Here is a 19555-nt window from a genome sequence, read left to right as displayed (position 1 = left end):
AGTAAAAATAAAGATATAAGGTGTTTGGGTGGTTATTGTCTTGAATAAAAGAAGTTTTCTTGTAGCAACTGCTACATTTGTTGTATTGATCCTGTCTGTAACACTGGTTACAGCAGATGAGGTTACTGTATCAAGATCAATCTCGGAATATGGGATAAATACAGGAGATGCATTAGTAGTTTCAGTTAGTATAACTACAAATACAGAACTTGTTACGCTTGGTCTTCAGGAAATGGTGCCTTCAGGGTGGGAAGTGGAAGTAACCAGTTCTGAACTTTTTACATACTCAGCGTCGAACAATGAATGGATATGGAGTGACTTTTCTAATAATGTTCCTTATGGTACAGTCACGACGATTGAATACAAACTAAAAGTTCCAGAAACAGAGGAATCTGGTGAATACCTTATAAGTGGAAATGTCCTTGGGAGACAACTGCCTGCTCAAGGTGGTAATAGAATTTCCATTCCAGTAAGCGGTGATTCACAAATTATAATTTCAGAGTTGGTTAGCGATGATTCAAATGATGTTGCTTCCGGTGTAAGTGATTCAAAGACTTCAGGCTTTTCGTCTACTTCTACTGATAATTTTCAACAAGCAGAGGTAAGTGAAAATATAACAACATCTGCAGTTGAAGGCTTGGATTTGGATGTTAATGAAGAATCGAAAAAGTCAACTGCATCTGAATCAGCAGAATCTGATGATTTATATTCCAACTCAGAATCCATTGAAAATAAGGTTGGATATGACAATCTGTTTACAGTATCTCTTTTGATTTTCTGTTTGGCTGGATTGTATCGGTTAGGGGAAAGATGAAGTGTCCTTCCCTTTTCATCCGTCTATGCAGAAAAGTTGAATGATTTTGAAGGAGAATTTTTCATAGCAGCAACTGGATAATGAATGAAAAATAATTGGCTTGCCAAACCACTATTACGAATTTATTTTAGCCTCATAACGAAGCCCAGAGAAACCCATAGGATAATTACAGTGGCTTATTATGTCTCTCTAATTGTCTTGCTTTATTACCTGCTCTGGGAAGTGTTGGTAACTCGATATCGAAACAGCGATAGAAAGATTTAACTCCGGTCAGGTAGTTATTCGCGCTCATTGGTGCAAAGCTATTATTTTGAAGGTGCTGCCCATTTGCCTTATACTCAGGACTTTGGTCCTGATCCACAAAAACGAAAGTGATCCCAAATGAGGTATGTCATCCAGTTTGCAATCATTCTTGCCATCTGCATCATTGGTGACCTGCTCCATGATTATCTTCATCTGCCTATCCCCGGCAATGTTCTGGGAATGCTGGTATTACTGATCTTTCTTCTGACAGGCATCATCAAGCTGCCCATGATAGAGGATATAAGCAATTTTCTGCTCAAGCATCTCTCATTTTTCTTCATCCCGGCAGCAGTGGGATTGATAACGTGTTTTACAATACTTGAAGGAAAATGGACTGCCCTTGTGGTCATTTCAGTGGTATCGACCTTCATAATTGCAGTGGTGACCGGTATGACGGTCCAGATACTGATGAAAAGGAGGCAGTCAGTTGAGTGAACTTATCTCCCAGTTTGTTGGGTCTCCTGTTTTCGGTATCGGAATATCACTGCTGACATTCTACGCAGGTGCTCTTCTCTACAAAAAGACGGGTTCGCCCCTCATGAATCCGCTTGTACTGAGCATGCTGATGATCATAGCTCTTCTTCTGAGTTTTCACATAAGTTTTGAAGACTACAACAGGGGCGGGCAGTTCATATCATTCTTCCTGGGTCCTGCTACCGTTATTCTGGCCGTTCCCCTATACAAGAAAATAACCCTGCTGAAAGAGAACGTAGTTCCCATTCTTGCCGGTATCAGTATTGGCTCTGCAGCAGGTATTGCCAGCATAATTATAATGTGCAAGATGTTCGGACTTGATGAACTTATAAGCATCTCCATGATCCCTAAATCAGTCACAACTCCCATCGGGATCGAGATATCGAACCAGCTTGGAGGTCTGCCATCGATTACCGTGGCAGCCATAGTCTTTACAGGTATAGCTGGTGTTCTACTCGGTCCAATGGTCTGCAAGCTGTTCAAAATCGACAACAAGGTTGCAGTAGGTGTGGCCATTGGCACTTCATCCCATGCTCTCGGTACGACCAAGGCTGTTGAGCTGGGGGAAACTGAAGGAGCTATGAGTGGTCTGGCTATCGGTATTGCCGGGCTGGTAACTGTATTCCTTGCTCCAATACTGGCTAAATTATTGATGTGATTCTTTCTTTTTTAGTCCAATTTTAATTATCCTTTTATTCCAATAAATACAAATGATTTTCTCCATAAACGCAGCTATATTCTATGAGTGGGGAATTTTCATGATTCTTATACAAAAAAGATATCAGGATATCGCAGATGAGATCAATGAGAAAGATATTGACCGTGTCAAGCTGAATCTGACCATCACAAGGAAAGTCTGCTGCGGTGGAAGGGACAAGAAAGACTATGATCTGGGATGGGTTGAGAATCCTAAAGATATGAAGATTACTACTGTTAAGGATTATGAGATTAAGGACAGGGTCCTTGAGGTCTGGATCGAGCCTTGATACAATAATCTTGCATCTTTATTCAGAAAACAGATTTATCTGGTTATTAAAAAAAGCTCCATTGCCCGATTAAATGCTGAGCAACGGATTTATTCAATGTAAAAATAGTGCTGACAGTTCATTTCATGTATCAGGCAGGTATTTTACACAGGCATTTGATTCCATGTATCAGCCAGACATTTTATACAGGCGTTTGATTCCATCACCGGGAAACTGTCGAAATAGCAGATGTCCCTCCAGGGGAAGGTGGCAGCAAGATAGGCTTCAGAGTTTTTTGCATCATAGACTACTATGTGCCGGCATGAGGACAGATCATCCCATTCGCTGATAACCTCGATACCTTGCGGGTATTCCCATTTTTCAAAGCGGCTCAGTACTTCGTCGGTGTCCTTTGGTTCCCACGTGACTATATCCATAAACAACATTTGTTTAACACTCCCTGTTCCTTTTTCATATTGTTTACTTAAATTCGAATAATAATTTGTGACAACTGGTCAAAAATTATACACATATCAAAACTGGTTTTCAAAAGCCATATCTCTTTTGAATCTAAATTAAGGAACATTGCTACTTAGCATCGCTAAAGGCGCTTAGCATATTGAATAAACAGTTAGCAGTTACCTGGAAAATAAAAAAAGAAGATATTGTTTAAATCCTGTAATTTATTCAACGTCTATTTCCAGACCGCCTATTATTCCTGTTGCAGCATTGAATATCAAAGCTACGATCACACCGCCGATAAATCCCATGATTCCGTAAAAGATGGGTAATGCTATGATCGCTCCTGCTCCAAACATGATACCTGCAAATGCTCCCTGGCTTCCCATTATGGATCCCATCCCCAGGGACATAAGAGTTATCAGAGCCCCGAATATGAGCCCCAGTATTCCATAAACCGCTGCAAGGATCTTCCCGAGTGAGAATACCCCAACTCTATTGATATGTCTTGTAACCATCACTAAAACCTCCCTGATAATATATTGAATTCTGTTGGTTAAGTATAAAAATTCATCTGCATAAGATTGGAATTTGGGAGAAGATGCTTGGGTTTTTATTTGGTTCTCATGGGGAACCAAGAATACTTGAAAGAAAACATGTTCAGGCAGATTGTGTTATCTATATTGGCAAAAAAGCCAATAACATTAACGAGCAGACTCTTGATTTGAACATGGCTCAAGAATTTATCAACAAACAAGAGATAATGGATAAGATATACGGTATGTCACAAAAACAAGCCTTAACTATAGGTTTTTCTAAAAGCAGGTTTCAGGAGATGAAGTATTCAAAAAGAAATTATTTAAAGAGCTTAATTAAAACAGTTAATCAGGTGGTCACAAGGTATTGAAGGTTATTACGGGATCGGGTTTTATCCCGTCCTGAATTTCGCTTCATTTCAGCTCTGCGTTGATGAAGGTTATTTCGGAACCGGCTTTTACTCCGGTCTGAATTTCGCTTCATTTGAATTACGCGCAAATGAAGTTTGTTACGGAACGCTTCTAATTTCGTTCTGAACGTTGCTCCATTTTCAAGCTTACTCCCTTATGACCAATTTATACTATGTAACTACTAATATAAGCAACTGGCGGTCATATTATTATGAATTATTTGAGGAGAAGGACTCAAAACCCAAGGTCATGTTTCTTGATATGAAAAAGAGTGCTGAAGATGAAAAACCATTAGCTTAAATGCTCATTTTAGGGTGAGGTTGAAGTTGTGGGAAGGGTGTTGTTGAATGATGGAAGTATTGTGTTCAACTAAAAAAGAGAAAAAAGAAATAAGTGCTATAAAACATTAGAAGTGATTTCGATGAGTCAACATATATTGATCATCGAACCAATTCAAATTATTCCATGCGTTCTGCATCGAATTTTCGGATATTGAGATTAAAGTTTCAGGGTATAATAGTGGAAAGCATACAGCATTATGGTTTTTCCTGCACGCCTTCGAAATTCAAGCTAAGTTCATGAGCAGCCTCCTGTCCTTCCATTACCACTCGATCCCCCTCAAAGCTCATCCGCAGAATGATGTTACCATTGTTTGCGATTTCGTCGTATTCCAGTACGAAGGTCTGTTCATCTGCCCAGTAACCTCTCAGACCAAGCGGAAAACCATTATCTCCCGGGGACAGGCGATACACACCATCCATACCGACGGGCCAAAGCAGCATCTGTTCCTCTTCAGTAAACATAAGATACGTTATCGCTTCATCCGAATCATTGAACTCGAGACGTATCTTCTCCACTCCCAAAGGATTAGGGTCAAAAGTAAAATTCTTGCTGGAGATCTCCCTTGCCATTTCGGGCAGTGGTGTCACCGGCAAGGGTGCGGGGGGCTGTGCAATGGTATCAAGGGCTGCTTCAAGCTGGACCATTCCGGCTGGATTAGCAGGAAGCTCATGATCCAGGTCCACAATGGTAGGGATGAGCAAAGGCTCAATTTCGTCAAAATCAAAACCTCCGCCCGTTGTCACCACTATAAGGTCCCAGTCCGGCACAACTAGTATTCGCTGCCCTCCTCTTCCAATGGCGCTATATGCCACAGGTTCGTCCTTTGGCACCCACCAGCCATAGCCATAATCATCGTCACCTCCTGTAACCATCTGCACCTTGACCGAGTCCTCCGCCCATTCACGGGAGACTATCTGCTTACCATCCCACTGACCTTTGTTGAGCCACAGATAACCGATCTTAGCCATATCATGCGGGTGCAGGTAGAGATCCGCTGATCCCATGTTGTAACCCTGAGGGTCAGTATACCAGATGACATCGCGGATGCCCAGAGGTTCAAAAAGATTCAGACGAGCGTATTCAAGACCCGCCATGCCGGTCGCATTTTGCAGGATAGCAGAAAGCAGGTGCATCCCCGGGCTGCAGTAAACAAAATGGGTGCCAGGTTCCCAGATCACCTGGCGGTCCAGTGTGAACTGTATCCAGTCCGGACTTGCCATCATCTCATTAAGGGTCTCTTCATCGCGTTCGCTTGTACACTCCAGCCCAGCTGACATGCTTGCCAGATGGCGCACAGTGATTTTTTCTTTGCGGGCATCAACGTTTTGGATGGTTCGCTCCGGGAAGTACGCGAGCATGGGCTGATCGAGTTGCAGCTTCCCCTCTTCGTCGGCGATGGCTATCAAGGTGGTCATGACGCTTTTTGTCACCGATGCCTGGTCATGGACGGTCGTGCCGTCATAGGGGTAGAAATATGCGTCTAGCAAAACCTCACCATCTCGGATGATTAGTAAACTGTGGATGTTGATGTTTTGCTCCCTCATGGTCAGCAGCGCTTCCGCCAGTTTAGCTGAGTCGAATCCGTGTTCCTCAGGAGTATTGTTATGCCAGCCCTCAGTGGGCCAATATGTGGTAGATTCAGGAGTCTCAACGCAACCGATGGCTGCGAACAGAATTGCCATAATTACCAGTAACCCAATAAGTTCCGAACTTTTTATGTTCATCATTATTTCCACCACCGTTGCTCACAGAGTTGGAGCATATAGCCAGGAGAAATAGGGAACAAGAAAAAAACCCAATTAAACAACAGTTTTGTTAAAACTCACATTTAATTGGCTGTTTCTACAAAATCAACAGTAAAATTATCTGAAATCTTGATATTCATACCAAAAGAAACCTAACATATCCACTTTCCCCATATTAAAAACAAAAGATATTCATATAAAAAACTGTTTATAACGTATTTATTGATCGAAGCAAAGCTCTGGGATGTAAAATCTATTCCTTCTTATCTAAAAAGTTCTTTTTTTCTTGTAACTATGTCCAAAAAACAATGTGCCTGGATATAGTTAGCTCCTATTTTTGTACGCTGGTTTAGATTGTTACTAAACATAGTTTCGCAATCTAAATACGATAAACTTATGTCACTGGCTGTTGCAGCCAATCTAAAATGCCCTTATTGCGAATTATTCCATAAAAATGTGGCTCATATGATGGGGGCCAGTGAAGAGGAATTTGCTGAAACTGCATTTATGGCCAGTTTCACTTCAAGATGGAGTGCCATGATCCATGCCCAACATTACGATTATGAGACGTTTGCCAAAGAACTTCAACAAGTTGGCGAATATTTGACAAAAAAGGCATAAATTGAAAGAAACGATTTTACATAAATTCTTTTTTTAGAATAAACTAGAATGTTAGCAGACAGATATTTTTTTGATGTGACTTTGTATGCAAAAACAAAATGCTTACGCACAATTTTGTATTATTCTTTTTCATAGGCCAATTTTACATACAAAAATCCTGAGTTGCAACAATTATTTTGAAGCTGATTCCTGAAAGAGAAAAACAAATAGGGATCAAGTATAGGAGTATTTGGTTTATTTGAAGAAAAAGAGAAGGAAGGGAATTTGAATTTTAAGGTTAGGAACATGAGGAAGATAATTTGTAGCCTAAGTTAAAGTTGAGTTAATAAATTCTTTCATTATCGGCCAACCATTAATAGCATCTTAGGCTAAAACAATCAAAGCTAATAGACCAGGAATAAATTTCCATGATATTTTAATCCCAGTCCATATTGTTTGTATTTTTGTGAAAAATATGGGTTACATCAGACCAATTTGTCTCATTACACTTACAAGGTCATAGAAAAGTTTCTCTTCAACGATCTGTCCGTCTTTCCAATGAGCCACGGTACAAAAGTCCACTTTGAATTTCCTATTTGTAGGTGGAATTTCCTCTCCTTCAGGAGTTTTCATCGGACCTTTCATAGTACCGGAAAGTACGGCCACTGAACATGTCCAGTCTCCCTGCCCAAAAAGTACTTTATACGGTCTATTCTCAACATGATTGTCCGGGAAGGTCTTATAGAACTCTATGGCTTCTTCGTTATGCGCTTTTCTTCCCCTTGTTGGATCAGTTTGTCCTGGCCAATAAACTGCTGTATCTTCAGTATGGCGTTTGTTGAATGTTTCCCAATCCTGTGCATTCCAGGCATCGTCCAATGTTATCATCAATTCCAGATTTTCTTCAACAGTCATTTTACTCCCCTTAATTGTTCTTTACAGTTCGGTAGCTCTCTGTTAAAACAAAACTTCTGCATTGGTAGAAAAATACAACTAAGCTCCCCACTACTAATTGGTTTTTTTATTATATACTCGTTTGGCTCTGTTGAAATATTATTTTGTCCTATCACTTTTATATCATTGTTCTCATACTTTTATTGAGAGTATTAAAGAATTCATCTTTAACGATTTCTGTGGGAGTAATAATTATGAACAACACATATCAAGAAGAACAATTTCCATCTCTTCCTATTGAACAATGGGAAGATACACTGAACACACTTCATCTATTTTTGCAAATAATCGGGAAGATCCGCCTCAAACTATTTCCTAAAAGGAATCATTGGTGGCACATTACGTCCTATGTATCGACAAGAGGGCTCACTACAGGCCCCATTCCCTACGAAGATATGATATTCGAGATGGAATTTGATCTCATTGATCATGTGCTGGTTATCAGTACAAGCAAAAACTCTGAAAAGGTAATAGCCTTAAAGGGGCTCTCTGTATCCCAGTTCTACAAAGAACTATTTTCAGCTCTTTCAGAACTCGGTATAACTGTGAATATCTGGGCAGTTCCTTATGATACACCTTTTAGTACAGAACCATTCGAAACAGATGATCAACATGCGTCATACGATGAAAAATATGTGAATACATATTGGCGTATTCTTGTACAGGTAAGTTCGATCTTCCAGACCTATAGAGGAACATTTCTGGGAAAATGTTCACCAGTTCAATTTTTCTGGCATCATAGGGATCTGTCATTAATATTTTATTCTGGAAGACCTGCGCCTTTATGGGAAGGAGCCGGTCCAGTGAATAGCGAAGCCTATTCGCATGAATTAATAGCCTTTGGTTTTTGGCCAGGGGATGAGAATATCAGAGAACCGGCATTCTATGCTTCCGTATACCCCGAACCAGAAGGACTTACCGATGAACCTTTGAGCCCGGAGAAAGCATTTTGGTCGCCTGAAGGAGGTGGCATGGCTCTTTTGATGTATGATGATGTGCGAGGATTATCTGACCCAAAAAAGGCAATATTGGATTTCATGGATAGTGTCTATCAGGCCGGTGCCAAAAGAGGAAAGTGGGATGTAAAAGCTTTTGAATATTCAATATGATGGGAGGGATTTGAACTACGTGTTCTGGTAGATAGGAAAGAAGGAAAAGTCTATTTTCCTCTCTTTACTTCTCCATACCCTTCTCAACCTCGACAACTCTCAACGCGATCTTCATCACAGAATCAGGATTCAGCGAGATAGAATCAATCCCTTCCTTCACCAGAAACTCTGCGAAGTCGGGATAATCGCTGGGAGCCTGACCGCAGAGGCCGCTGTGTTTGTTGTTTCTCTTTGCTCCCTGTATTGCCATTGAGACAATTTTCTTCACGGCCTCATCACGTTCGTCGAAGGAGGAGGCGAGGATTTCGGAATCCCTGTCTACGCCCAGTGTCAGTTGTGTGAGGTCGTTGGAACCGATGGAGAAACCGTCGAAGTACTGGCTGAATTCGTCTATCAGCAGGACGTTGCTTGGTATCTCGGTCATCATGTAGACCTGAAGGCCGTTCTCTCCTCTGACCAGGCCGTTCCTGTTCATTTCCTCGAGGACTTTTTTGGCTTCTTCTACTCGGCGGCAGAATGGGATCATAAGAATGAGATTCGTCAGTCCCATTTCATCTCTCACTTTTTTCATGGCTTTACACTCAAGGGCGAAGCCTTCCCTGTAACGCTCGTCATAGTAACGTGAGGCACCCCTGAAACCAAGCATGGGGTTGTTCTCCTCGAATTCGAAGTACTCGCCGCCCATAAGGCTTGCATACTCATTGGACTTGAAATCGCTCATACGCACTACCACCGGCTTCGGGTGGAAGGAAGCAGTGATCGTTGCAACACCATGAGCCAGCTTCTCCACGAAAAAGTCCGCCTTGTTCTCGTACCTGCCTGTGAGTTTGTCAATCTCTTCCAGCACTTCCGGATCCTCTACCTTTTCAGGATGCACAAGTGCCATGGGATGCACTTTGATATAACTGGTAATGATGAACTCAAGTCTTGCAAGTCCTATACCGTCATTTGGTATCATTGACATTGCAAAAGCCTCCTCTGGATTGCCCAGATTCATCATGATCTCCGTCTTTGTCTTCTCCAGCCCTTTCAGGTCAACCGTTTCAATGTGGAACGGAAGGATTCCTTCATGGACTTTACCTGCATCCCCTTCTGCACAATTCACCGTGACATCCATTTCATCTCTCAGTTTTTCCGTTGCATCCTCTGCGCCTACAACGGCCGGGATGCCAAGTTCACGGCTGACAATGGCTGCATGACAGGTTCTTCCACCTTTATTGGTTATGATAGCAGCAGCCTGCTTCATCACAGGTTCCCAGTCCGGTGTTGTAGTATCAGCCACCAGTATCTCCCCTGCTTTGAAATCAGAGATCATAGACACATCAGGAATCACATGAACTTTACCGGCAGCTATCTTCGAACCTACACTTCTTCCCGTTACAATGACATCTGCACTCTCATCAAGGTAATAGGTTTCAAGCACATCCTTCCTCTTCAGTGATTGCACGGTTTCCGGTCTTGCCTGTACTATGAACAGCTCGCCGGTTTCGCCATCCTTGGCCCACTCCACATCCATGGGTACATGCTTCCCCCTCTTTTTGGAATAGTGGTCCTCGATGGTCACTGCGAACTTTGCCAGCGTCAGAGCCTCATCATCCGCAATACAATAACGCTTCCTGTCAGTCTCCGGCACATCCACATTACGGGTCAGTACACGGGAATCACCACGGCCGTAGATCATCTTGATCTCTTTACTGCCTCTCTTTTTCTTGATAATAGGCCTGTAACCTTCTTTTAAAGTAGGTTTGAACACATAGAACTCATCGGGATTGACAAGTCCCTGCACTACATTCTCTCCAAGACCGTAAGCTCCGGTTATGAAGACGACGTTCTCAAAACCTGATTCAGTGTCAATGGTAAATATCACGCCGCTAGCTGCAAGATCCGAGCGCACCATCTTCATTACGCCTATGGAAAGGCCGACTGCGAAATGATCGAATCCGTTGTTCACCCTGTATGAGATAGCCCTGTCTGTAAAAAGTGATGCAAAACACCTGTTACAGGCATCTTTTAATGAGTGATACCCGTGTACGTTCAGGTATGTCTCCTGCTGACCTGCAAAAGAGGCATTCGGCAGGTCCTCAGCAGTTGCTGAACTGCGAACTGCCACATCTGTATCCTCTCCATACTGCTCGCAAAGTTTGTCATAAGCTTCTTTAACCTCTGCCCAGAGGTCATCAGGGATGCCTGCATCAAGTACGATATTTCTTGCTTTCTTGCCTCTCTTTGCAAGATCGGTGATATCATTGATGTCCATTTCTTCAAGCGTTGCTTTGAGTTCTTCCACCACGCCAGCAGACTTCAGTACATGCCAGTAGGCATCTGCAGTTATCGCAAAACCATTCGGTATCTTGATCTCCTTATCTGTCAGTTCTCTGTACATTTCTCCAAGGGATGCATTCTTACCTCCCACCGAAGGCACGTCATCTATAGTTATTTCCTCAAACCAGCGAACGTACTTGGCATTTCCTGTCATGGTCCCACTCCATTTGTAATTTAATTTACGTAATTCAATATCGGTTTTAACCATCGTTTCCGATAGCATCAACCGGACAAATACTCAAAGTTTTTTCACAAAGCTTTTTTTCCTCATCATTTTCCGGCTGTTTGAAAACATAAGAAGTTGAATTGTTATCAGCCATTTTAAAGTGGTCCGGAGCTTCATCTGTACATATTTGACATGAGATACAACTTTCATCGACATAATATGGACCCGGGACATTCTCCGATACTTTGCTATTTTTGTCTGCGATATTTACTCCCCCTTTGAACGAATAATAATTATTTGAGTTCCATAGTACATAAGACATTAGTCTTGAAAGTAAGATAAAATAATCGTGTATTTTGGAATACCACTATAAACCAGAATGACCATTGGAAACAAAATACCAATGGATCAAAGGATACTAAAAAAGGAAAATCATCATGGGCACACAAATAGGAACCTTACTCACAAAAACCCCCATCACTTACGAGGAACTTTCAGGAAAAGTGATAGCAATTGATGCATACAATACAATTTACCAGTTCCTTAGTGCCATTCGCCAGAGGGATGGTTCACTTCTTACAGATTCCTCCGGAAATCCAACATCCCACCTCACCGGTCTGTTTTCAAGGACCAGTAAACTGAGGGATTCAAACATCAAACCAGTCTTCATCTTTGATGGCAAACCTCCTGAGATGAAGAAAGAAACACTGGAAAAACGCAAGGAGTGCAAAGAGAATGCAGCGCTTAATTATGAGATTGCAAAGGATGAAGGCAATCTTGAGGACATGAAAAAATATGCCCAGGGTACTTCCAGAATAACCCCGCAGATACTAGAAGAATCAAAAAAGCTCCTTGATCTCATGGGTATCCCATGGCTGCAGGCAGAATCCGAAGCTGAAGCCCAGGCGGCATTCATGGTTTCCCGTGGGCATGCCGATCTCGTGGGTTCACAGGACTACGATGTTTTCCTTTTCGGAGCCGAGAATGTCATCCGTAATCTGGGAAGCACTGGAAAAAGAAAGGTCCCGGGAAAGAAGGAGTATGTTGTAAAAACGCCGGAACATATCTCCCTTACAGATTCTCTTGAGCAGCTAAGCATCACTCGTGAACAGCTTATTGATATTGCCATCTGCACTGGCACAGATTTTAATGAAGGAATTCATCGTGTGGGTGCAAAAACCGCACTAAAACTCATTCGTAAACACAAAGATATCAGCACTGTTATCAGTAAAGAAAATAAGGATATCCGTGCCTGTACTTCAGTGGAAGAGATCAGGGAATTCTTTTTGAATCCACCTGTAACTACGGATTATAGCATTAAATGGAAAAAACCGAAATCAGACGCACTGTTTGATTTTCTTGTTGGCGAGCGGGATTTTTCTGAAAAACAGGTATTGAAGAATACTGAACTTCTCGAGAACAGGACGATCGAAGAATGTCAGTCCTGTCTTGGAGACTGGTGAGGTGGAATTCAAACATATGTTAAGGAGAATCAATTTTAAATGAAATATTTTTAAGATGAATCATTTATGTTTCCTATATTTATAAGTTTCGAAGTTGCATTCATATCGTTATCATCTTTTTTTATCATTTAATAGAAATATATATGCATACTGAAAAAAATAGGATTATAGTTGTGTCAGAGAGTAAATGCTATAAACTCCAGAGTAAAGCTTCGTATTGAAGTGGGATGAAATTACTCCTTGAAAGCTACTTTGGAAATTTGATGTTCACGGTGTTAACACATCAAATAAATACTAAAAGACTCCTAAAAGTATCATTTTATGCGAAAATGAACATGATCGTAAGAGTGAATTCATCTCAAACAACATTGTTTAGTCTGCATACAATACAGCTGAATTTCTGGAAGGGAGCTTAAACATACGGAAATCATAGAGTTTGCACATGAAGTAAACATGTTGATAAAAATGAAGTAGATATCGGATAACTATCTACGTGCTTTTGTAAAAAACACGATTTAAATCGAAACATGCACAAAATTTTATACTATCAAATCATATTAACTATAGAAGGGAAATTGCAATGAAGGCTGAATTAATAAGCACAGTATTTCTGTCTGAAAAGAGAAAAAGTGCTCTACTTATGTTAATGGACGGACCAGCCACAGTTGATGAGATCAAAGATTCTCTCACCGGAACTACCAGTGCTATCATGGCTCAGGTAAAAATACTTCTTGAGCAGGGGTTGATTGAGCAAAAAGAAGACGGGTACAGATTGACCCATATTGGCAAGATCATAATGAAAAAAATAAAGCCACTTGTAGAAGCACTGGATGTGGTACAGGAAAATAAAGGTTACTGGGATAGCAGGAACCTGGGTTGCATTCCTGAATACTTGCTTGACAGGATTGGTGAGCTTGGAGAGATTTTAGTTCATGAGCCTGATTTGAATCATCTTTTTGAACCACCAAGCCAATTGCTTAAAAGTCTTCATCAAACAACAAACGTATACACTTTTTATTCATATTTCTGTCCGACATGTCCCTACAATTATGCAGAACTATCAAATAAAAATGTAAACTTTCATCTGCTCCTGACCCAACCTGTATATGATAGGTTGAAGGATGAGTATACTGACCAGTATAATGCAATGATGGAATCAGAAAATGCACATTTATACATATGTAATAATGACACATTGAAATTGGGTGCTCTTTCTATCACAGATGATATGATGTTAATAGCTTTTTTCAACAAAGAAGGGATATTTGATCACAAAAAAGTTCTCAGTTTTGAAGAAAGTGCACGTCAGTGGGGTAAAGACCTCTTTTTACATTACAAGGAAAAATCAGAAAAAGTGAAGTAGAGTTTGTAAAAAGACTTTATTGAGCTTTTCAGGTTAAATTTGCATTTAATTGGTATTTACTAATATTGGCCATTTTTGACCTCTTATTATTTTTATTCATTCCTTTTTCTGCTCTAATCTATCCCTGATTATATTCATGCTTTTGATATTATCAACGGTCTTCTTTTTTTCCATGTTGAAGTTTTCCTGCACGTCATCAATCTGGAGTACAACATTTGTTTTAATCATTATTTGAACAAAGAATACCTGATTGACAATAATATCTCTATCGATTAATTACCTGAAGTTATTATATATAATTCTACTCAGCTATTTTGTTATGGTCAACAATAACGAATTCGTTTAAGCAGAATTTGTTCTGTTGATCTGTAAAATATTAATATGAATTAGATAACAGGAACGGAAATATTGAAAAATTTCCCATTCCTGGCAACCAAATAAGAAAATGGGTGATCAAATCATGCCAGCAAAAGATTATGCACCAATAGATCAAAATTGGCTCGAAGATGCAGGAAGTTTGTGGACAACACCTTGGGTTGACAAACCATCAGAAAGAGTTATTGTAGACCCGATTATTCTGTCCCATGCTGCAAGCTTGTTTAGGAAAAATGCAGGATACTTTTATCAGAACCCTGATGAAGCAATAAGAATGGTATGCCACGCCTGTGAACTTTATGATGTCACTCCTGTTGGCCATTACTTATACGCTGATTATTGGGGTCAGGACTATGGGGCTGAAATAAAGATCCAGACCAATTCTCCACCCGGTATTACAAAGCGTCCTATCAAGACTGCTGAAGATGTAGACAACTTCGAGGTACTTGAAACCGAAGACCTGGCCAAAGGTCCAACACTTACGACCCACTACAAAGCACTTGACACATGTAAAGAAGAATTTCCTCACATGTTTGCCCCTATCACTCAGTTAGGCGGTACAATGGAAGTAGCAACCAACTGGGCTGCTATTGAAGATGTATTCATGTGGATGATCACAGAACCTGAACTTGTTGACAAACTCTGTGTAAAGGCCGGTGACCACATGGTAAATGCATGTAAAGCCACAGCTGAAAGATACGGTGCAAATGTAATGATCACTGGTTCAGTTATCGCCAGTGGTGATCTCATGGATACCGAACAGATCAAGAGGTTCAGTTTCCAGCCAGTTTCCCGTGCAGTCAGGAAAGTCCTGAATGCAGGAGCAGGTCCAGGTATATACTACCACCTTTGTGGAAACCATACCGATGATTTCCAGATGTGGAAGAACGCTCCAATGAGTCCTTTCACCATCGTCCAGATCGGGTATGACGGACAGAACATCTTCCCTACCTCCAAACTGGTAGAACACTTCGGTGACAGATGTACCTGTTTCGGTACAGTCGATACAAAGCTGGTCGACCGTGGAACCCCTGCACAGGTCTATGAACAGGCCAAAGAGCAGGTACTTGCCGGAAAGGACAGTCCAAGAGGATTCATTCTGGGAACTGCATGTGAATGTCCGACCAACGCACCACCTGTAAATGTCCATGCACTGGTGAAGGCTGCAAAAGACCACGGAAAGTATGAGAAGTTCTAAGGATGGAGATCGCATCAACATAAGTAAAAATTAAGGAGTGTTTCATTATGGATATTAAAATAACTGAAGAACTTGACAACACACTGAAGGACAACGGTTTCAAGAAGGAAGAGATCCAGGAACTGATCGACAACGCAGAATCCAGTGGTGTAAAACTGAAAGCACGGGATGGAGATGTTTCAATTGCAAAAGGTGTTTCAGACAACCTGACCATGTATGCAGTTTATTCACCTTCCGAACTGCTTGATGTGTATGCTCACAAAATGAGTATTCTCGGTCTCACCGGCGGAGAGCTCAATGATGTCGACTATGACGATGCAAGCGACTGGACATGTGCAAAATGTGGCGAGATCGCACTGGAAAGAAATGTAGACATGACATATATGGGTGTTACAAGACCGGGACCAGGCCTTGTATGTCCAAAATGTGATGAATTCTATGTTTCCGATGGTGTCGCAAAGACCCTGAAGACTGCAGAATCAATTCTGGAAGAAAAGAGAGCTTAACCAGCTCTCAAATCTCCGAGAATTAAAAAACAAACTTTTGAGAGGGATATTATGGAACAAATAGGAACAGTCCATAGTCTGTGTCCGGAATGCCTTGCTAAGATTGAAGGCATCAAGTATGTTGAAGATGGAAAAGTATACATCATGAAGAACTGTGCTGATCACGGCAATTTTATAACCCTTGTTTCTGAGGACGTGAACCATTATCGGCAAATGGAAGAATGTTTCGATGTTGACAGGGCAAAAGCCAGGGCACCGCTGACAGATGTAGAAAGAGGCTGTCCCTTTGACTGTGGCCTGTGTCCCTCTCATAAACAGGATACCTGTCTTGCAATTGTCGAAGTTACAGACAGATGCAATATGGCCTGTACTTATTGTTTTGCCAATTCATCTATGGATGCCAGCCTTGACCCGGATATGGATACAATAAGGAAGATGTTCGAGACGGTCAAGAAATGCCAGAACGATCCCACATGCATCCAGATATCCGGCGGTGAACCAACTCTGAGGGACGACCTTCCGGAAATCATCAGAATGGGGAAGGAAATAGGGATTACCCATATCGAATTAAACACCAATGGTATCAGAATATCAAAGGATCAGGATTATTTTAATAGAATAGCAGCTGCAGGTGTTGATGCAATTTACCTTGGATTTGATGGTGTATCTGATGACGTTTACATGCAGAGAACGGGAAGAAAAATGCTGGACGTCAAAACCGAAGTCATCAACAGATGTGAAAAGGCTGGAATAGGAGTAGTTCTTGTTCCATTGGTGGCAAATGGTTACAACCTGCATGAAGTTGGCAAGATTATAAAGTTTGCAGCCAGCAAAGTTCCGGCTGTCAGAGGCGTACACTTCCAGCCAGTGTTCCACTCAGGAAGATCACCATCGGATACGACAGACAAGGTAACCATACTGGAACTCCTGCAGGAGATCGAGAAGCAGACAGACGGACAACTTAAGGTTAAGAATTTCACCCCTTCTCTCATGCCACATGCTCACTGCGGAGCCACATGTCTCACATTGGTCGAAGGCGATGGATTCCTGCCATTGACGAATATTTCACTGGGAGCTGCAAAATCTGCTTTTGATGTAGCAAGCAAGACTAAAAAATCAATAATGGGCCGTTGGAAAGGTCTGGAAAAAGATGAGAAATCCACTTCTTCCTGCGGAGATCTTCTTATCAAGAGCTCATGTTGTGAAAAATCTCTCAGTGACATTACAGTGAAGGGCTCATGCTGTGAAAAGCCACTTGTGGACATTCTTCCTAAGAATTCAGGCTCCAAGCTGGGTGGAGGATGGGCGGATTTCATTGAAATGAGCAAGAATACTTATCTCACTATCTCAACCATGGCATTTCAGGATGTCTGGTCATATGAACAGGACCGTGTTGAAAATTGTTGCATCCACGTAGTAACTCAGGATGGCAGGTTCATTCCATTCTGTAATTACAATATGACCGATTGCAACGGGAATTTCCTGTACCGAAACGCTGCCTGAACAAACTATCATTTATTTTTTTAAATCTCATTAACTGAATAACAGAAAAGACGGAGGCATGAACGTGAGTCTTCCTTCAAGGATCAACACATCTATTCGTATGAATGTGGCAAAAAGAAAGCTCGAATCCAGAAAGATATACCTTCAGAACGGGAATCCACTTGAGCAGTGGGGTCTGGTCAAGATCAAAAATGATATCAAAAACAGTAAGGAACTGAAAGCACTGTTCGGTCAGAAGGAACCCGACAGGGAAGATATCAAACAGTACAAGCTTATTAAATTCAGGGAACTACTGTCATACGTATTGGAAAACAGCCCTTACTACAAGGACCTGTATGAAAATACGGGAATCGATCCCTCAATGATAAGAAGCTATGAGGACCTCGAGATGCTTCCCCTCACAGAGCAGGAAGAACTTGCAAACAAGCCCTATCATTTCCTTTGCGTTTCAAGAAAGAATATTGCCCGTGAGTTTACAAGCTCAGGCACTACTAATATGCTGAAAAGGATGGCATACACCCAGGATGAATTACTTGAGATCGTGGATTCTGTTATATCAGGCCTGAAGATGGCCGGAATGGATTCAAGGAACGATACATTGCAGATAATGTATCCGACAATAACAGCAACATGGGACCCCGGCCTTGTCCTGAGCAAAGCATGTGCCCTTTCAGGATTCAATTCTGTTATCAATGATTCTCTTGATGCGCATGATCAGATAAATACCATGAGAGAATCCGGTACGACTTTCATTATAGGAACTTCATCTTTCCTTTATGAACTCTCAAAGCAGGCCCGTGAGCTTATAAAACCCGGCGAGCTGGGAATCAAGAGGATAATCTGTTCATCCGAACCATTGACCGAAACAATGAGAGAAGAAATAGAAAGCGTATGGGGATGCAAGACCCTCAGGCAATGGGGAATGACAGAGCTGGGCCTTGCCAATGCCATAGAATGCGAGCATCAGGATGGATTCCACCTGAACAATCCTGATTTCCTTGTGGAGGTCATAGACCCGAAAACCGGAAAAATCCTGCCAGCGGGTGAGAAAGGTGAACTTGTTGTCACAACCCTGAGAAGAAAATGTATGCCTCTTATCCGTTACAGGACAAGGGATATAACTTCAATTATCGATGAGCCATGTAGCTGTGGTGCATGTGTGGACCAGAGGATCAGTGACATCGAAAGGTGGACCGGTAACTAAGGTTGAAACATGACAAGTCCGTTTCACAAATATGTAGCTGAATTTGTAGGGACTTTTGTTCTAGTGTTCATAGCTGCAGGTTCGAATGCAATTGACCATCTGTCACACGGTTATCTGGGTCTGACCGGCATGGCTGCTGTCACCGGTCTTACAGTCATGGTGATGATATATGCCATTGGACACATCTCAGGTGCCCATATTAATCCTGCTGTCACCATAGCAATGGCAGCAACCCGGAATATAGGATTAAGGGATTGTCTTGTCTACATTATATCCCAGATGTCAGGAGCCTGTGCAGCCAGTATAATGCTTATGGAGATATTCCCTTCTGCAGTGAGCAGTGTGAATCTCGGAGCAACAAGTCTTGGAGCTAATGTCGGACCTGAGACTGGTATACTCATTGAAGCAATCCTCACTTTTTTGCTCGTTTTCACAATATTCGGTGTTGCAGTTGATACCAGGTCCCCGCCGGGCATGGCAGGTTTTGCCATTGGTGCATTTGTTCTTCTGGCCATTCTTTTTGGTGGTCCGGTCACAGGTGCATCAATGAATCCTGCAAGGTCTTTTGGTCCGGCTCTTATCGCAGGTTACTGGACAGACCACCTGGTCTACTGGATCGGTCCGATAATTGGTGGCATTGTTGCAGCATTGCTGTATGATAATGTGTTCATCCATGAGAGTGTTCTTGAGGAGAATGAAGATACTATAAGACAAGGAGTATGATCTTTGTCCAAATAATATTT

21 protein-coding genes are annotated in these 19555 nt (G+C 41.7%); 14 read left to right on the top strand and 7 right to left on the bottom strand.

Annotated features, from left to right (window positions below):
• The first annotated feature begins 40 nt into the window (after positions 1 to 40).
• The 4 genes from RE476_RS04330 (at position 41) to RE476_RS04315 (ending at position 2577) form a co-directional block, all read left to right on the top strand.
• Positions 41 to 814 carry a hypothetical protein gene (locus RE476_RS04330; RefSeq protein ID WP_309309180.1) on the top strand — a complete coding sequence of 258 codons (774 nt, stop codon included), beginning with the start codon at positions 41 to 43 and terminating at the stop codon, positions 812 to 814.
• A gap of 381 nt (positions 815 to 1195) precedes the next feature.
• Complete coding sequence (locus RE476_RS04325) at positions 1196 to 1552, top strand: CidA/LrgA family protein (RefSeq protein ID WP_309309179.1); 357 nt, start codon at positions 1196 to 1198, stop codon at positions 1550 to 1552.
• Positions 1545 to 2249 carry an LrgB family protein gene (locus RE476_RS04320; protein ID WP_309309178.1) on the top strand — a complete coding sequence of 235 codons (705 nt, stop codon included), beginning with the start codon at positions 1545 to 1547 and terminating at the stop codon, positions 2247 to 2249. The genes RE476_RS04325 and RE476_RS04320 overlap by 8 nt, the downstream gene beginning before the upstream one ends.
• Before the next feature lie 100 nt (positions 2250 to 2349).
• Positions 2350 to 2577, top strand: a complete 228-nt coding sequence (locus tag RE476_RS04315) for a hypothetical protein (RefSeq protein WP_309309177.1) — start codon at positions 2350 to 2352, stop codon at positions 2575 to 2577.
• A gap of 143 nt (positions 2578 to 2720) precedes the next feature.
• On the opposite strand, the gene RE476_RS04310 is transcribed toward RE476_RS04315, so the two are convergent.
• Both RE476_RS04310 and RE476_RS04305 read right to left on the bottom strand, forming a co-directional pair.
• Positions 2721 to 3002 (bottom strand): DUF3303 domain-containing protein, encoded by a 282-nt coding sequence (locus RE476_RS04310; RefSeq protein WP_309309176.1) that lies wholly within the window; start codon positions 3000 to 3002, stop codon positions 2721 to 2723.
• 237 nt (positions 3003 to 3239) lie between these two features.
• Positions 3240 to 3533: a hypothetical protein gene (locus RE476_RS04305; RefSeq protein ID WP_309309175.1), complete on the bottom strand. Its 294-nt coding sequence runs from the start codon at positions 3531 to 3533 to the stop codon at positions 3240 to 3242.
• A gap of 83 nt (positions 3534 to 3616) precedes the next feature.
• Between RE476_RS04305 and RE476_RS04300 the strand changes: the two genes are divergently transcribed.
• The gene (locus RE476_RS04300) at positions 3617 to 3922 is read left to right on the top strand and encodes a hypothetical protein (RefSeq protein WP_309309174.1); all 306 of its coding nucleotides are present in this window, start codon (positions 3617 to 3619) and stop codon (positions 3920 to 3922) included.
• A 576-nt stretch (positions 3923 to 4498) separates the two neighbouring features.
• Here the strand turns inward: RE476_RS04300 and RE476_RS04295 are convergent.
• Positions 4499 to 5848 carry a serine hydrolase domain-containing protein gene (locus tag RE476_RS04295; protein WP_309309553.1) on the bottom strand — a complete coding sequence of 450 codons (1350 nt, stop codon included), beginning with the start codon at positions 5846 to 5848 and terminating at the stop codon, positions 4499 to 4501.
• 555 nt (positions 5849 to 6403) lie between these two features.
• Between RE476_RS04295 and RE476_RS04290 the strand changes: the two genes are divergently transcribed.
• The gene (locus tag RE476_RS04290) at positions 6404 to 6670 is read left to right on the top strand and encodes a carboxymuconolactone decarboxylase family protein (RefSeq protein WP_309309173.1); all 267 of its coding nucleotides are present in this window, start codon (positions 6404 to 6406) and stop codon (positions 6668 to 6670) included.
• 459 nt (positions 6671 to 7129) lie between these two features.
• Here RE476_RS04290 and RE476_RS04285 read toward each other — a convergent pair whose 3' ends face one another.
• Entirely contained in the window at positions 7130 to 7564 is a 435-nt protein-coding gene (locus RE476_RS04285; protein ID WP_309309172.1) for an ester cyclase, read from the bottom strand.
• A gap of 233 nt (positions 7565 to 7797) precedes the next feature.
• Between RE476_RS04285 and RE476_RS04280 the strand changes: the two genes are divergently transcribed.
• Entirely contained in the window at positions 7798 to 8712 is a 915-nt protein-coding gene (locus RE476_RS04280; protein WP_309309171.1) for a DUF5996 family protein, read from the top strand.
• A gap of 64 nt (positions 8713 to 8776) precedes the next feature.
• On the opposite strand, the gene ppsA is transcribed toward RE476_RS04280, so the two are convergent.
• Together ppsA and RE476_RS04270 are read right to left on the bottom strand one after the other, a co-directional pair.
• The gene (gene ppsA, locus RE476_RS04275) at positions 8777 to 11188 is read right to left on the bottom strand and encodes a phosphoenolpyruvate synthase (protein WP_309309170.1); all 2412 of its coding nucleotides are present in this window, start codon (positions 11186 to 11188) and stop codon (positions 8777 to 8779) included.
• 46 nt (positions 11189 to 11234) lie between these two features.
• Complete coding sequence (locus RE476_RS04270; protein WP_309309169.1) at positions 11235 to 11522, bottom strand: ferredoxin; 288 nt, start codon at positions 11520 to 11522, stop codon at positions 11235 to 11237.
• A gap of 115 nt (positions 11523 to 11637) precedes the next feature.
• Between RE476_RS04270 and fen the strand changes: the two genes are divergently transcribed.
• Both fen and RE476_RS04260 read left to right on the top strand, forming a co-directional pair.
• Positions 11638 to 12663: a flap endonuclease-1 gene (fen, locus tag RE476_RS04265; protein ID WP_309309168.1), complete on the top strand. Its 1026-nt coding sequence runs from the start codon at positions 11638 to 11640 to the stop codon at positions 12661 to 12663.
• A gap of 580 nt (positions 12664 to 13243) precedes the next feature.
• Entirely contained in the window at positions 13244 to 14026 is a 783-nt protein-coding gene (locus tag RE476_RS04260) for a helix-turn-helix transcriptional regulator (RefSeq protein ID WP_309309167.1), read from the top strand.
• Positions 14027 to 14122: 96 nt separating this feature from the next.
• On the opposite strand, the gene RE476_RS04255 is transcribed toward RE476_RS04260, so the two are convergent.
• Positions 14123 to 14254, bottom strand: a complete 132-nt coding sequence (locus RE476_RS04255) for a hypothetical protein (RefSeq protein ID WP_309309166.1) — start codon at positions 14252 to 14254, stop codon at positions 14123 to 14125.
• Positions 14255 to 14486: 232 nt separating this feature from the next.
• On the opposite strand from RE476_RS04255, the gene RE476_RS04250 reads away from it, so the two are divergent.
• Genes RE476_RS04250 through RE476_RS04230 form a run of 5 tightly spaced genes read left to right on the top strand, consistent with a single transcriptional unit; the run spans position 14487 to position 19535 of the window.
• Positions 14487 to 15599: a uroporphyrinogen decarboxylase family protein gene (locus RE476_RS04250; protein ID WP_309309165.1), complete on the top strand. Its 1113-nt coding sequence runs from the start codon at positions 14487 to 14489 to the stop codon at positions 15597 to 15599.
• 47 nt (positions 15600 to 15646) lie between these two features.
• Complete coding sequence (locus RE476_RS04245) at positions 15647 to 16105, top strand: DUF7479 domain-containing protein (RefSeq protein WP_309309164.1); 459 nt, start codon at positions 15647 to 15649, stop codon at positions 16103 to 16105.
• Positions 16106 to 16156: 51 nt separating this feature from the next.
• Entirely contained in the window at positions 16157 to 17608 is a 1452-nt protein-coding gene (locus RE476_RS04240; protein ID WP_309309163.1) for a radical SAM protein, read from the top strand.
• Between the two features lie 58 nt (positions 17609 to 17666).
• A complete protein-coding gene (locus RE476_RS04235) occupies positions 17667 to 18812 on the top strand; it encodes a phenylacetate--CoA ligase family protein (protein ID WP_309309162.1) in 1146 nt (381 codons plus the stop codon).
• 9 nt (positions 18813 to 18821) lie between these two features.
• Positions 18822 to 19535 (top strand): MIP/aquaporin family protein, encoded by a 714-nt coding sequence (locus tag RE476_RS04230; protein ID WP_309309161.1) that lies wholly within the window; start codon positions 18822 to 18824, stop codon positions 19533 to 19535.
• Positions 19536 to 19555 lie beyond the last annotated feature (20 nt).

It is taken from the genome of Methanolobus mangrovi, from assembly GCF_031312535.1.
GTDB lineage: Archaea > Halobacteriota > Methanosarcinia > Methanosarcinales > Methanosarcinaceae > Methanolobus > Methanolobus mangrovi.
Note: the sequence above shows the minus strand (reverse complement) of the source record. Positions and strands in the feature narration are given on the sequence as shown.

What these genes read in the sequence shown, in the direction of transcription:
- RE476_RS04325 (WP_309309179.1), top strand. Translation starts at nt 1,196, where the DNA reads ATGAGGTATGTCATCCAGTTTGCAATCATTCTTGCCATCTGCATCATT.
- RE476_RS04315 (WP_309309177.1), top strand. Translation starts at nt 2,350, where the DNA reads ATGATTCTTATACAAAAAAGATATCAGGATATCGCAGATGAGATCAAT.
- RE476_RS04310 (WP_309309176.1), bottom strand. Translation starts at nt 3,002, where the DNA reads ATGTTGTTTATGGATATAGTCACGTGGGAACCAAAGGACACCGACGAA.
- RE476_RS04305 (WP_309309175.1), bottom strand. Translation starts at nt 3,533, where the DNA reads ATGGTTACAAGACATATCAATAGAGTTGGGGTATTCTCACTCGGGAAG.
- RE476_RS04300 (WP_309309174.1), top strand. Translation starts at nt 3,617, where the DNA reads ATGCTTGGGTTTTTATTTGGTTCTCATGGGGAACCAAGAATACTTGAA.
- RE476_RS04295 (WP_309309553.1), bottom strand. Translation starts at nt 5,848, where the DNA reads ATGAGGGAGCAAAACATCAACATCCACAGTTTACTAATCATCCGAGAT.
- RE476_RS04285 (WP_309309172.1), bottom strand. Translation starts at nt 7,564, where the DNA reads ATGACTGTTGAAGAAAATCTGGAATTGATGATAACATTGGACGATGCC.
- RE476_RS04280 (WP_309309171.1), top strand. Translation starts at nt 7,798, where the DNA reads ATGAACAACACATATCAAGAAGAACAATTTCCATCTCTTCCTATTGAA.
- ppsA (WP_309309170.1), bottom strand. Translation starts at nt 11,188, where the DNA reads ATGACAGGAAATGCCAAGTACGTTCGCTGGTTTGAGGAAATAACTATA.
- RE476_RS04270 (WP_309309169.1), bottom strand. Translation starts at nt 11,522, where the DNA reads ATGTCTTATGTACTATGGAACTCAAATAATTATTATTCGTTCAAAGGG.
- fen (WP_309309168.1), top strand. Translation starts at nt 11,638, where the DNA reads ATGGGCACACAAATAGGAACCTTACTCACAAAAACCCCCATCACTTAC.
- RE476_RS04260 (WP_309309167.1), top strand. Translation starts at nt 13,244, where the DNA reads ATGAAGGCTGAATTAATAAGCACAGTATTTCTGTCTGAAAAGAGAAAA.
- RE476_RS04255 (WP_309309166.1), bottom strand. Translation starts at nt 14,254, where the DNA reads ATGATTAAAACAAATGTTGTACTCCAGATTGATGACGTGCAGGAAAAC.
- RE476_RS04250 (WP_309309165.1), top strand. Translation starts at nt 14,487, where the DNA reads ATGCCAGCAAAAGATTATGCACCAATAGATCAAAATTGGCTCGAAGAT.
- RE476_RS04245 (WP_309309164.1), top strand. Translation starts at nt 15,647, where the DNA reads ATGGATATTAAAATAACTGAAGAACTTGACAACACACTGAAGGACAAC.
- RE476_RS04240 (WP_309309163.1), top strand. Translation starts at nt 16,157, where the DNA reads ATGGAACAAATAGGAACAGTCCATAGTCTGTGTCCGGAATGCCTTGCT.
- RE476_RS04235 (WP_309309162.1), top strand. Translation starts at nt 17,667, where the DNA reads ATGAACGTGAGTCTTCCTTCAAGGATCAACACATCTATTCGTATGAAT.
- RE476_RS04230 (WP_309309161.1), top strand. Translation starts at nt 18,822, where the DNA reads ATGACAAGTCCGTTTCACAAATATGTAGCTGAATTTGTAGGGACTTTT.